At 59.4% G+C, this 13,601-nt stretch carries 11 protein-coding genes; 10 read left to right on the top strand and 1 reads right to left on the bottom strand.

Features of this window, described 5'->3' with window-relative positions:
- Window positions 1–253: 253 nt before the first annotated feature.
- Entirely contained in the window at window positions 254–1,084 is an 831-nt protein-coding gene (locus ACQRC0_RS06985; RefSeq protein ID WP_427728886.1) for a C39 family peptidase, read from the bottom strand.
- Between the two features lie 565 nt (window positions 1,085–1,649).
- Between ACQRC0_RS06985 and ACQRC0_RS06990 the strand changes: the two genes are divergently transcribed.
- The 10 genes from ACQRC0_RS06990 (at window position 1,650) to ACQRC0_RS07035 (ending at window position 13,234) form a co-directional block, all read left to right on the top strand.
- Complete coding sequence (locus ACQRC0_RS06990) at window positions 1,650–3,101, top strand: APC family permease (RefSeq protein ID WP_427728889.1); 1,452 nt, start codon at window positions 1,650–1,652, stop codon at window positions 3,099–3,101.
- A gap of 131 nt (window positions 3,102–3,232) precedes the next feature.
- Window positions 3,233–4,510: a metal-dependent hydrolase family protein gene (locus ACQRC0_RS06995; protein ID WP_154518625.1), complete on the top strand. Its 1,278-nt coding sequence runs from the start codon at window positions 3,233–3,235 to the stop codon at window positions 4,508–4,510.
- 117 nt (window positions 4,511–4,627) lie between these two features.
- Window positions 4,628–6,013 carry a sensor histidine kinase gene (locus ACQRC0_RS07000; RefSeq protein WP_427728891.1) on the top strand — a complete coding sequence of 462 codons (1,386 nt, stop codon included), beginning with the start codon at window positions 4,628–4,630 and terminating at the stop codon, window positions 6,011–6,013.
- 39 nt (window positions 6,014–6,052) lie between these two features.
- Window positions 6,053–6,787, top strand: coding sequence for a LytR/AlgR family response regulator transcription factor (locus ACQRC0_RS07005; RefSeq protein ID WP_427728894.1), 735 nt, complete (start codon window positions 6,053–6,055; stop codon window positions 6,785–6,787).
- Between the two features lie 92 nt (window positions 6,788–6,879).
- Window positions 6,880–7,824 carry a zinc dependent phospholipase C family protein gene (locus ACQRC0_RS07010; protein ID WP_427728896.1) on the top strand — a complete coding sequence of 315 codons (945 nt, stop codon included), beginning with the start codon at window positions 6,880–6,882 and terminating at the stop codon, window positions 7,822–7,824.
- A gap of 101 nt (window positions 7,825–7,925) precedes the next feature.
- The gene (locus ACQRC0_RS07015; protein WP_427728898.1) at window positions 7,926–9,185 is read left to right on the top strand and encodes an MFS transporter; all 1,260 of its coding nucleotides are present in this window, start codon (window positions 7,926–7,928) and stop codon (window positions 9,183–9,185) included.
- A 170-nt stretch (window positions 9,186–9,355) separates the two neighbouring features.
- Complete coding sequence (locus ACQRC0_RS07020; protein ID WP_427728901.1) at window positions 9,356–10,543, top strand: glycosyltransferase; 1,188 nt, start codon at window positions 9,356–9,358, stop codon at window positions 10,541–10,543.
- A complete protein-coding gene (locus ACQRC0_RS07025; RefSeq protein ID WP_154518643.1) occupies window positions 10,540–11,883 on the top strand; it encodes a histidine kinase in 1,344 nt (447 codons plus the stop codon). Before ACQRC0_RS07020 ends, ACQRC0_RS07025 begins: the two co-directional genes overlap by 4 nt.
- A gap of 72 nt (window positions 11,884–11,955) precedes the next feature.
- A complete protein-coding gene (locus tag ACQRC0_RS07030; protein ID WP_154518646.1) occupies window positions 11,956–12,672 on the top strand; it encodes a LytR/AlgR family response regulator transcription factor in 717 nt (238 codons plus the stop codon).
- 94 nt (window positions 12,673–12,766) lie between these two features.
- Window positions 12,767–13,234: a YfcE family phosphodiesterase gene (locus tag ACQRC0_RS07035; protein WP_154518649.1), complete on the top strand. Its 468-nt coding sequence runs from the start codon at window positions 12,767–12,769 to the stop codon at window positions 13,232–13,234.
- The last annotated feature ends 367 nt before the right edge of the window (window positions 13,235–13,601 follow it).

The following is a 13,601-nucleotide window of genomic DNA, read 5'->3' on the forward strand; positions in this document are numbered from 1 at the left end:
GCGTTCGAAATGGGATGCAGTTTCCCTATGGCCCTCAACCGGAAAATACATCCCGGAATTTGATCGAAAAGTGGCCCCCAGTTTCCCAAACAGGCCGTGCGCGGAAAGTGCATCCCGTAATCGAGCTCCAAAGTGGGAGACGTTTTCCATGCTGGCAGTTTCTGGCGGTGTGGGGCAGCCGGCATGGCCGCCCACGAGCGGCATCCGCAAGGGCCGTCCCCAACGACCAATCATTTAAGTCTGTCCCCAATGACTAGTAGTAGGCCCACATGGCTTCGACTTCGTTAAGGACTTCTACGACGCCCCAGCGGCGGGCGCTGCGGCTGGCCGAGTTGGGGTCGTAGACGCCAATCTGGTCGGCGCCGTCAATACCGTAAAGCACAATGTAGTGGCCCACGTTGGTAAAGGTGCCCGGCCGAACGGCGGCGATGACGGGCGCTCCCGAACGTAGCGCCTGAGTCATAGAGTCGCGATCGTTATGGAGCTGCGTCCCGTTAAGCCCCAGCTGCGCGGCGCCGCTCGTCATAAACGACCACTCGGTGGCACCGGTGGGGGCATAGTTGCCCGCCTCGGAAAGGGTGCACGTATCGACCGGCGTCATATCGGTGCGCCCCGTTTTAAAGATGTAGACCATGGTGAGGCACGTAGGCCCGCAGGCATTTTGGCGGATGGTGCCGCCGGCGTAAGGCAGCTCCGACCACGCAGGGTCGATCTGATAGATATGGGGCATCGTGCCGGCTTGCCATTGCGAGCGCGGGGTCGAAAAGGCGAAAGAATAACCGGGCGCGACGGGGGCCTTGAGCAGCTTGTCCTCGGCGGTGGGCTCGAGACCGGCCAAGCCGTGGGACATACAGGAGCTCATAAACACAAAGACCAGACAGGTGAGGATAGAGCACAGTGCGAGGCGAAGTCGACGAGCCGGCAGGGCGGGGGCATTCACGTGCGATGTCGAGCGGTAAGGCTTGCCGTTGCGTCCGCCTTGGGGATGCGAAAAGAAGCGGTTGATATGGATGCCGGGCTGACGTACGCCGTTGCGGCGCAGCTGCGGAACCTCGGCCTGACGCTGTCGAGTGCGCGCGCCCAAGCGGCTATCTTGCTGCGCGCTTGTGCCTATGCTCGGACGGCCACTCTGCCGTGTTCTGCTTGTCTGCTGCCGAGACGAAGGCCTGGGTTGCTCTTGAGGGCGTTGCGGATTGCTGCTCGTGGCACTTCTGGGCGTCGGCGTGGTACGGCCAGCAAGGCGAACGCTTTGTCGCCGTTGATCACCGTCGTTATATCCGTATGCCATTCGTACCGCCTTGTCTCATGTATAACCTGTCTATCCTACAAAAAAGATGTGCAACAAATGGGCCTGCGCGTCGAAAGCTCGGTAAACGGTACGAAAGGCGCAAAACACACGGCTTCAAAAACATCTCTCTATGCGTTCGATGAACGTACGCCCGTCGGGCGGGCGGCAGCAATGAGCGGCAAACCGTGCCGTTCGTCCCAAAAACGGCGCCGCTCGTTTTGCAGTTCTGCCTTCGGTCGAGCTACGAGTGGCGTTGCTGTGCCAAGGCCGTATCTTAAAGCCATGAAATAAAAAGTGCGCGGCAAAACAGGCCGTGCAAGGGGTGACGCCAAGGGGCGTCAGAAAGGAAAGGAGGGGAACAATGGCGGACAAGAACGCAGAAGTTGCAGTCGAGGATACCGGCGGCATGAAGAAAACGCTTTCGCTCTGGAACTTCTTCACCATCGGTTTCGGTGCCATCATCGGTACCGGTTGGGTTCTGCAGGTCGGCGACTGGATGGTCGTGGGCGGCGGTCCCGTTCCCGCTATGATCGCATTCCTCTTGGGTGCAATCTTCCTCGTGCCCGTCGGAGCTGTTTTCGGTGAGCTTACGGCTGCTATCCCCATCTCGGGCGGCATCGTCGAGTATGTCGATCGTAGCTTTGGCCGTACACTGAGCTACATCACCGGTTGGCTCCTGGCCCTGGGCAACGGCATCCTGTGCCCGTGGGAGGCCATTGCCATTTCGACTCTCGTGTCCGAGATGTTCGGTAGCCTGCCCGGTCTTGAGTGGCTGCGCGCCATCAAGCTCTACACCATCCTGGGCGCCGACGTTTACCTGTTCCCGACGCTGATCGCGCTCGGCTTTGCAGTTTACGTCATCTTCCTCAATTTCCGCGGTGCCAGCTCGGCCGCCAAGCTCCAAGCCTTCCTGACCAAGGCCCTGCTCTGCGGCATGCTACTCGCCATGGGCGTCTCGCTGTTCACCGGCTCGCCGAACAACGCCATGCCTGTGTTCTCCCAGGTCGCCGGTGCTGGCGGCGGTAAGGCCGCCACCGAGGGCACCAGCCTGTTCGCCGGTATCGTGTCGGTCCTGGTTCTGACCCCGTTCTTCTACGCCGGTTTCGACACCATTCCTCAGCAGGCTGAGGAAGCAGCCGAGGGCCTTAACTGGAACAAGTTCGGCAAGATCATCTCCCTGGCCCTGCTGGCCGCCGGCGGCTTCTACATGGTCTGCATTTACTCGTTCGGCACTATCCTTGACTGGCATGAGTTTGTTAAGAGCCCCGTTCCCGCGCTTGCCTGTCTTAAGGGCATCAACATGCTCCTGTACCTGGCCATGCTCGTCATCGCCACGCTTGGACCCATGGGCCCGATGAACTCCTTCTACGGCGCCACGAGCCGCATTATGCTCGCCATGGGCCGCAAGGGCCAGCTGCCCGAGAAGTTTGCCGAGGTCGATCCCAATTCCGGTGCTCCCAAGCTCGCCTGCGTCGTTCTGGCCATCATCACCGTCGTCGGTCCGTTCCTGGGCAAGAACATGCTCATCCCTCTGACCAATGTGTCGGCTCTCGCCTTCATCTTCTCCTGCGGCATGGTCGCTCTTGCCTGCCTGCGCATGCGCTTCACCGAGCCCGACCTACCTCGTCCCTACGAGGTGCCCGGCGGCAAGTTTGGCATCAGCCTCGCCATCGCTGCCTGCGCCATCATCATCGGCCTGCTCGTGATTCCGTTCTCTCCCGCCTCCCTCAACATGGTGGAGTGGAGCATCGTGATCGGCTGGTTGGCTATTGGCCTGGCTCTCATGGCTTTCACCAATTCCCGCAAAAAGTAACGCTGAGCCGGGGCGGATTGGGTGCGCGGTGCCCTCTCTCCCGCGTACCGAACCCGGCATCACTTGGGTAGCTTTGTGAGGCCTTAACCCAACACGGCCTCACCCACTATATGGATCCATAAGGAGGAACCATGTCCACTAAGTATGCAATCGTTGGCGGCAAGCTCATCGACGGTACCGGTGCCGAGCCGGTCGAGAACTCCCTCGTTCTCGTCGACGACAACGGCAAGATCGAGTACGCCGGTGTTATGCAGGACCTTCCCGAGGGCGTTGAGGTTATCGACGCCGCCGGCAAGACTGTCCTTCCCGGCCTGATCGACACCCACCTGCACTTCTCGGGCAACCTGACCGACGATGACACCGATTGGGTCATGCAGCCGCTCCTCGAGAAGCAGGCCGTCGCCGTCAAGCAGGCCTACGACTGCCTCACCCACGGCCTCACCACCGTCTGCGAGATCGGCCGCTTTGGTATCCAGATTCGCGACTGCATCGACAAGGGCGTCTTTAAGGGTCCGCGCGTTCTGGCCACCGGCCTCGGCTTCTGCCGTGTTGCCGGTCACGGTGACTCCCACCACTGCACCCAGGAGCTCAACAAGGAATCCCATCCCTGGGGCGACCAGGTCGACGGTCCTTGGGATCTGCGCAAGGCCGTCCGTCGTCGCCTGCGCGAGAACCCCGATGCCATCAAGATCTGGGCTACCGGTGGCGGCATCTGGCGCTGGGACTCCGGTCGCGACCAGCACTATTGCTCCGAGGAGATCCAGGCCGTGGTCGAAGAGGCCAAGATGGTCGGTATCCCCGTGTGGAGCCACTGCTACAACAACCACGCCGCCGCCTACGATTCCGTTCGCTTTGGCTGCGAGCAGCTGATTCACGGCTTCGATATCGATGAGCGCACCATGGACCTCATGGCCGAGCAGGGCACCTTCTTCACCCCGACGATCGCCTTCCTGCCCACCTGGTACGCCACCTATCCTCCCGTCTACGTCCCCGAGCTGCACGACAAGTACGAGGGTACCCTGGTCGAGAAGGAGCTGCAGCGCAACTATGACTGCCTGCGCGAGGCCAAGAAGCGCGGCGTCGTCATGACGATCGGCTCCGACTCCTTCTCCTTCGTCACCCCGTACGGCACCTGCTCCATCGAGGAGATGTACGAGTTCGTCGACAAGATCGGCTTCACCCCGGTCGAGACCATCACCTGCGCCACCCTCAACGGCGCCAAGATGTGCCACATCGAGGACGAGACCGGTTCCATCGAGGCCGGCAAGTGCGCCGACCTGCTGGTCGTCAACGGTGACGTCGCCGCCGACATCCACGTGCTCAACACCGACAACATGGACGTCATCATGAAGGACGGCTGGATTGTCGAGGCCGGCACCTTCGGCGAGCCAAACAAGTACAGCGCCTAAGCTACCGTTAGTCGATGGCTGGATGTAAAACACAGTTTTTGATTGCATAATGCAATGGAGAGGGTCGCTTGCGGCCCTCTTTATTGCTATCGGTACTACGGACAAGAGGGGATGACGGTGGATCTCAATAGGCTGATTCTGGGCAAGAGTTACAACTCTACCAAGGTCTTTCGTACGGCCCAGCATGTGGTTCAGGCCATCCTACTCGGTGTTGTCGTTCCGGCGCTTATCTTGCTGCTTATCTGGGATTTAACCGATAATCCCAATCCCGTTCCAGGCGTTGTCGTTATTGCCGGCCTGGTCATGCTGTGCTTCTTCTTCTCGTATGTCTTTGTGGTCCCCGATGACCTCACATCGAGCGCAACCGACCGCACGCTCGCCATCGCATCAAAAATATTCGCCTACACGTCGCGCGGCCTTACGCCCGAAGCGGCCCTGGGTGCCTCTAAAATCATCCTGTCCGAGACCATCGCTTCTGCCATCTGCTTTACTGACGGCAGGCAGGTGCTGGCAAGCTGGGGCGAGGACTCGGCAAAGTGCCCTGCCGGAACCCCGGTAGTGCTCAAGACCACGCTCAACGTGATTGAGACGGGCGAGCAGAGCGTGTTTTCGCGTGATGCCTCCAATGAGACGGGCGGCTATTTTCCCCGTCTGCGTGCCGGTATTGTCGCGCCGCTTAGCGTGCGTGGGCATTGCGTGGGCACGCTCGAGCTGTATTACCCCCGCCTGAGCAGCATCGATATGCGCCAGACGGCGCTTGCCTCGGGTTTTGCCGATCTCATTTCCACGCAGCTCGCCAGCTTTGAGCTCGAGCGCCAGGATGAGCTCACGGCCCGCGTTGAGCTCCGCGCTCTGCAGTCGCAGGTCGATCCGCATTTTCTATTCAATACCATTAGCACGATCGTTTCGCTCGTTCGAACCGAGCCCGACAAGGCGCGATCGCTGCTGATCGACTTTTCCAACTACTATCGTCAGACGCTTTCTGATTCCGATACGCTCACCACGCTCGAGCACGAGGTGGAACAGGGCACCCGTTATATCAATCTTATGCAGGCCCGGTATGGCGACGGCCGTCTGCGCGTTTCGGTCGACATCGACTTTGAGGTGCGCGACAGCCTGGTGCCGCCGTTTATCTTGCAGCCGCTGCTCGAAAACTGCATCAAGCATGCGCAGCGCGAGACCGAGCCGCTTTCCATTCGTGTTAGGGCTTTTGAGACCGATGACGGCTTGGAGATCATCGTCGAAGATGATGGCATCGGTATGAGCGAAGAAGTCTGCGCGCATCTGTTTGAGCAGCATCGCCGAGAGGAGCCCGAAAGCATTACCGCCGACGGCTCCGTCAAGCGAGGTTGCGGCCTGGCGCTCTTCAACGTGCTTCAGCGCATCCATTTCTTTTACGGAGAAGATTCTGGCATGCGCGTGAAGTCCCAGGAGGGCGTGGGAACGCAGGTCATCGTTGAGTTGAACGGCGAGCCGCATGAGCCGGCGCCGCTAACGGTGTAGCACGCGGTTGGATTGAGAGAAAAAAGAGGGGAAGCGCATATGTCCGAAGGCTGGAACATCTTGGTGGTTGACGACGAGCCTCCAATTAGGGCTGAGCTACGTTATCTGTTGGAAAAGGATGCGCGTGTGGGCCAGATTGCCGAGGCGGGCAATGTCACCGAAGCCGTGGAATCGATTCTGTCGAACAAGCCCGACGTGCTGTTTTTAGACATTACCATGCCCGGTCGCTCGGGAATTGAGCTTGCCGAGACGCTTCAGAACCTAAAGACACCGCCGGTCGTGGTGTTTGTGACGGCATTTGCCGAGTATGCGGCTGATGCCTATAACCTCGATGCCGTCGATTACATCGTCAAGCCGGTCGAGGATGCTCGCCTGTCAAAGGCGCTCGACAAGATCGAGACCGCCTTGGGCGCACGCCGTGTCGTCCATGCTCCGCACCAGCCTTTGCGCCTGACGGTGGATCGTGGGGGTAAAAAGGTGTTCATTCCCGTGGCGGATGTCTGCTACTTTGAGGCGCGCGCCGATTTTTGCAACGCCGTCTGCGCCGAGGGAACATATCTGATCAATGAGTCGATTTCATCGCTCGAGCGGCGCTTGGCCTCCGAGGGCTTTATCCGTGTCCACCGCAGCTATCTGGTCAATTTGGAAGACGTGCACAATGTCGAGATCGGTTCTACGGGTCTTATGGAACTCAGGCTCGATCGCGTAACCTCGACGGTGCCCGTGTCCCGTCGTCGCGCTGCCGAGGTTAAGGCGCGCCTGGGGCTTGTGTAGACGGTCCGCATGCCATCGTTTGCCGACGCGGGTTTGGCATGGCCGCGCGGTGGGCATAATGGGTGACATCGAATGAAATCGAAAGGATCATTATGCCTGCGCTTATTACGCATCATCTGTTTGGCGAGGAAAGCATCGATCGTCTGCCGCAGGGCGTCATTACGTCCGACGAGGAACGCATTGCCTTTATCCTGGGCAACCAGGGTCCCGATCCGTTTTTCTTCCACATCCTGACGCCGCGCGTTTCCGACTGCACGCTGCTGGCACAGGCCATGCATCGCTCGCGCATGTCGCGCCAGTTCTCGTGCCTGCGCGACGGCGTGTCCCATCTGCTCCCGCGCGATGCCAACTTGGGCCGCGCCTTTGCGCTGGGCCTGCTGTCGCACTACGTGCTCGACCGTAATGCGCACCCCTTTGTCTACGAGCAGCAGTTTGGCATTGTCGAGTCCGATCCCGAGCTGGAGGATTCGGGCAGCCAGGTCCATGCGGTGCTCGAAAGTGACCTGGACGTGTTGATGCTGCAGCTCAAGCGCGACGGGGCCACGGTCGAGGACTATCCGCCGGCGGGCGAGATCGTCACCACCGACCGCATCAATCGCGTGGCCGGCGTGCTGATGAGCTATGTTGCCGGGCGTGTGTACGGTATCGATATCCCAGCGGGGGAGTACGGTGCCGCCGTTGCCGACATGCAGCTGCTCTATCGCGCCATTGAACCGGCGGGCTCGGCCAAGACGCGTGCAATTGCCCTGGTCGAGAGCCTAGTACACGACTACTCCCTGCTCGATGGCCTTGCTCACCGCGTGACGACCGAGCCGCCCGAGCGCACCGGCAATCTGGGCCATCTGACGTGGAAGAATCCCTTTACCGATGAGGTCTCGAACGAGAGCTTCCCCGAGGTCTTTGACCGCGCGCTGGTCGATTACGAGTGCACGGTCACCCGCTTTATCGAGACCGGCGATATGGAGGCCGTGACCAACCACGTCAATTACAGCGGTCGCGTGCTCGGCGCTGACGAAGAGTTCGACCGCGAGGAGTAGGGCTCGTGCGTGCCCCTTTGCCGAATCCTTACCGGTGCCTCTGTGCAATTGGGGTACGATGAACTGACTGCATATCGGGCGAATACGAAGGGTCCCTGTCCATGAAATACACCAAGCTCGAGCGTAACTGGGTTATGTACGATGTGGGCAATTCGGCCCTCGTGTTGCTCAACACTTCGGTGGTGCCCATCTACTTTAACGCCATCAATACCGGTGCTTCCTCGGCCGACCTGGTAGTCGCTTGGGGTAGCGCGCAGACGATTGCCTCGCTGGTCATTGCCATGCTCATGCCCATTTTGGGCGCGCTTGCCGATTACGCCGGCAACAAGATCAAGTTCTTCTTGGGCTTCTTCCTCACGGGCTTGGTGCTTTGCCTGGCGCAGGCTATCCCAATGTCCGCCATGGCATTTTTGGCCGTGTACGTGCTGTGCACCATCGGCCTTAACTCTTCTATGACGTTCTATGACGCCATGCTGCCCGACATTACCACCGACGAGCGCATGGACGCCGTGTCCAGCTCGGGCTATGCCTGGGGCTACATCGGTTCCACCGTGCCGTTCATCATCTGCCTGGCGCTTATCATGGGTGGTCCCGCTCTTGGCGTCCCCACCATGCTGGCAACGCGTCTGTCGTTTGTCATCACTGGTGCCTGGTGGCTCATCTTTACCCTGCCGCTCATTCGCACCTATAAGCAAAAGTACGGTCGCGAGCGCGGTCCCGAGGACACCATCGGCCACATCGTGGGCGGCGTGTTCTCCGAGGTCGTACACACCATGCGCGAGATCGCCCACAACAAGACCGTGCTGGTCTACATGATCGCGTTCTTCTTCTACATCGACGGTGTGCACACGGTCATTTCCATGGCAACCAGCTACGGTTCGGCTCTGGGCATCGACTCGACCCAGCTGGTACTGGCCCTGCTCGTTACACAGTTCGTGGCCTTTCCGTCCGCTATCATCTACGGCAAGCTCGCCGGACGCGTGGGCACGCTCAACATGATCCTGGTGGCGGTCGCCGCCTACATGGGCATTGTGCTGTTCGCCGCGTTTTTCCTCAAGACCGCCTTTGAATTCTGGGTGCTTGCCATTATGGTCGGCCTGTTCCAGGGTGGCGTGCAGGCACTCAGCCGTAGCTACTTTGGCCGCATCATCCCCAAGGAAAAGTCCAACGAGTACTACGGCTTCTTTGACATCTTTGGGCGCTATGCAAGCGTTATGGGCACCTTTCTGGTGTCGGTCGTCACCTCGCTGACCGGCAACCCGTCGCTGGGCGTTCTTTCCATTGCTGTGCTGCTGGTCGTTGGCTTTATGCTGCTGGCCCGCCTGTCTCGCATGACTCGAGCGGCAGAGCATGCCGCATAGGAGCGAGCGGCTATTGTGCCTGTCCGCGGTACTCTTTTGGGGTTATCCGCAATAAACATTGCGACTTGCGAGCAATGATTTGCCCAAGTGGGTATGATGGAATCAGCTAGGTCGCGGGGCGTCGCCTGTGTTTGGCGGCGCCTCGTTTTTGTGTTGCAGGGAGGGAAGGCATGAACGCCACGGTTGTGATTCCAACATATTGGGCGGGCGATGATGCCCATGCAAACGCTCCCGGTGTCTATGACCACTCGACGAAGCTCAACGCCACCAATCCCGAGCTCGATCGCTGTCTTGCTTCGCTCGAGCAGGTACGCGATATTCCGCGAATCATCCTTTTGGTGGTCTGTCCCATCTCGGCCACGGCGGATGTGTCGAAGCGCGTACGCGAAATCGTCGACGCGCACCCTACGCTCAAAGTTACCGTAGTCACCAATACCCAGGCATCGCGTATCGCCGACCGCGTAGCGCAGATTGCGCCCAAGGGTTCGGGAGAATGCGTGAGCCTGCGCGGCTATGGCGCCATCCGCAATATGGGACTTGCCTGTGCCGCCGTGCTGGGTCACGATGCCGTCATCTTTTTGGATGACGACGAGACTGTCATCGATGCCGACTTTATGAAACGCGCGACTTACGCGTTGGGGCAGCAGACGCGTCAGGGCCTGCCGATCTTGGTTAAGAGCGGCTACTTTTACGATCGAGACGGATCGCCGCTGGCCCCCACGGACAAGGTGGGCATCTGCCACCGTTGGTGGACCAAGCGTATTGAGTTCAATCGCTGGATGAAAAAGGCGCTCTCGGGTACCCGTATTTCGCGTTCAAACTATGTGTGCGGCGGCCTTATGGCCCTCCATGCCCGCGCCTTTACCCGCGTGGCATTTGACCCGTTTATCACTCGTGGCGAGGACCTGGACTACCTCTTTAATATGCGCATATTTGGCTACGACGTATGGTTTGATAACGAGTGGACCGTGCGCCATCTGCCGCCCGAGTCCGAGAAACGCTCGCCGCGCTTTATGCAGGACGTGTACCGTTGGTACTACGAACGTGCCAAGCTAACGTTTGCCGCGCATCAGAAAGAGCTCATTCCCGTTACAGCCGCGTCTCTCATGCCCTATCCGGGCCCGTGGATTTCGCGCGAGCTTGACGATCGCGTGCGTAAGACTGCCATGGTCCGCAGCATTTTTACCCGCGAGCACGAGGGATACCTACGCATTTGGCGCCACGGTATTGACGAGGCCAGGACCTACGCACGCCAAAACGCCGCAAGCTACCTGCGTTTCCAGAGCTTCTGGCCCAAGATTATGGATGGGCTCTGGCGTGACGCCCAGCTGACCAGCATCCTGGAGGGGACTGAATGATCGACCGCCGCGCCCAGCGCGATAGTTCAATGTCAATCTTTCGCATCATTGCCGTATCCTGCGCCATTTGTGTGCTGGTGTACTTTGTTTTTGCCCTGGCGACTGGAATCGATCCAATCGCGACCGTGGTCGCCTGTACGCTGCTATGCATCTTCCTGTGTATCTTTTTCTTTTTGACGCTCAATCCCGATTCGGTTCGCTCGCAGTACACCGAGGAGACGCTCTCGGTGGCCTCGGCCATGCTCGAGGACATTAAAGGCGGTCTGACGCAGGAGTCAGCACGTCTGGTGTGCCAGCGCATTTTGCCCGAGACACGCGCCATGACAGTTGCCGTTACCGACGAGAGCAACGTACTGGCCTGCGCGGGCGAGTTTGAGGAAAAGCTGCTGCCCAATTCTCCCATTCATACGCTCGCCACGCGCTACGTCATCGAACACGGTATCGTCCAGTCGTTCAACCGTGTGGTGGACGTGGTGGGTTCGGATGGCTCACACAACCAGGTCCCCGCTGGCATCATCGCACCCATCAAGGTGGGCGACCGCACCGTCGGCACGCTCAAGTTCTATTACAAGACCCCGCGTGCCGTCGACCGTACCCAGTATGCGCTCGCCTCGGGTTTTGCCGAAATCCTGTCCACGCAGCTCGCCATTCACGAGCTCGAGGTGCAAAAGGAGCTCACGGCCCGTGCCGAGGTGCGTGCCCTGCAGGCGCAGATTAACCCGCACTTCCTGTTCAACACGCTCAACACCATCGCATCGTTTACGCGTACCGACCCGCTGCGCGCCCGCGAGCTGCTGCGCGAGTTCTCCTCGTTCTATCGCGCAACGCTCGACAATTCGGGCTCGCTCATTCCCGTGTCGCGCGAGGTCGCACAGACCAAGCGCTACCTGACGTTTGAGAAGGCGCGCTTTGGCGAGGATCGCGTGCTGGCGACCTTTGACGTGTCCGAGGACGTCGAGGACACGCTGGTTCCGGCATTTGTGATCCAACCGATTGTCGAGAACGCCGTGCGTCACGGCATGGGTGATGCCAGTGCGCTGAAGATTGACGTGACGGTCCGCAGAGATGGTGACGATGCGATTTTGATTTCGGTGGCCGATGACGGTGTGGGCATGGACGAGGGCATCGCTGCCAGACTGTTTGACGAGCGCTCTGCCCGTCCCGACGCCAGCTCCCCGCAGGGTGGCGGCGCCGGCGTTGCCATGCACAATATTTCGGAGCGCATTCATCGCTTTTATGGGCCGCACTCCTATACGCGCGTCGAATCGGCGCCGGGTAAGGGCGCTAAAGTGCTCCTACATCTCGATTTGTCGGAGAGCATCTTCGACATTCAAGAGTAGAATAATTGGTCACGGGCTTAACGCCGGTTGGCGTATGCCCGATGTAGTTTGTTGACGAAAGGTTTTATCCCCATGCTGCGTGCGATGATTGTGGATGATGAGGCCCCGGCCCGTTCGGAACTTCGCTTCTTGCTCGAGCAGACGGGCAAGATCGGCACGATCACAGAAGCGTCGAGCGTTCGCTCCGCCATCGAGATGCTTATGGAGAGTCGCGTTGATGTCGTATTCCTCGATATTTCGATGCCTGGCGCTTCGGGTCTGCAACTTGCCGAGGCGCTGCATAAGCTTAAGAATCCGCCGGCGATCGTGTTTGTGACCGCGTACAGCGATCATGCGGTTGAGGCGTTTGATGTGGATGCCGTCGACTATCTGATGAAGCCGGTAGAGGAAGCCCGCCTGGATCGTGCAATCGAGAAGGTCATGCAGCGCACGAAGCCCGTTGCGGACAGCAAGGTGACCATCGAGCGCATCCCGGTGGAGAAGGGCGGCCGCAAGGTGCTCATCCCCGTGGACGACATTCGCTTCATTATGGCCAAGGACGATTACTCCTGTATCTATACCGTCGACGACCGTTTTTTGTCGACGACCTCGCTGGCACAGTTCGAGGCCAAGCTCTGTGATTTTGGCTTCTTCCGCGTTCACCGCCGCTATATCGTTAACCTGGCGTGTGTTACCGACGTCGAGACGGTCCCCTCGGGCGCTATCCAGCTGGGCATTACGGGCGTCGACGAACGCGTACCGGTTTCGCGCCGTCGCGTCGTACCGCTCAAGAAGGCCCTGAGCCTCTAGCACACCGGCCCCTCAGCCCTGTAGACCAAAATCGTCTGCGGAGCCGCGGGGCTTTTTGTATGAATGCACCAAATCGTTTTGCGAAAGGGATCCCATGAACAGTGCAAGCGCCAAGCGTATCGACATCATCTCGGACACCCACGGTTATCTGTCGCCCGCGCTTTTAGATGAGTTGAGCGGCGCGGACCTGATTATCCATGCCGGCGATCTTACATCGGAGATGGACTACGAACATCTGCGAACCATTGCCCCCGTGCGAGCGGTTCTGGGCAATAACGACTACTACCGTGATTACGGCCCCGAAGTGGACCGTCTGGCGCTCTTTAGCTACGAGGGCCTTAAGTTTGCCGTAGCCCACTACCGCGAAGACCTCCCGGTGGGATCCGTGGACGTAGCCATCAACGGTCACACTCACGTAACCAAAGAGGCCCAGGTGGGCCGCTGCTTGGTCCTCAACCCAGGCAGCGCCAGCTACCCCAGGGGCACCCGGGGCCCCACCATGGCCAGAATGCTCGTCAAGGACGGCAAGGTCTTAAGCGTCAAGTTTATTGACTTAGACTAACCGCAACAAAAACGGGGGATGCACAATGTATCCCCCGTTTCCATTTGAGCCAAAGGCCGAGCTTCAACAAGAACAATCAGACCAACCCCGCCGAGGAGCACGCGGGCTAGCCGCGCAGCGGCGCACGCCCGCAAAACTGGTTGAACATAGTGACGGCAGGGAGGGTCTCCGGGGCCGGCTGGCGCGGGTTAAGTTTGTCGCGAGTTCCGCAGGCAAAGGAAAGCACTTAATGTGCTTTCCGTCTTGCGCAGGACTGTAGAGCAGCAAACTTAACCCGCGCCAGCCGGCCCCGGAGACCCTCCCGGAGGGACCCAAAAAATATTTTCAAAAAAGTTGTTGCGCGGCGAACAGACTTCTGTGTATACTA

The sequence above is a fragment of the Collinsella sp. SGI.033 genome (assembly GCF_050315135.1).
GTDB lineage: Bacteria > Actinomycetota > Coriobacteriia > Coriobacteriales > Coriobacteriaceae > Collinsella.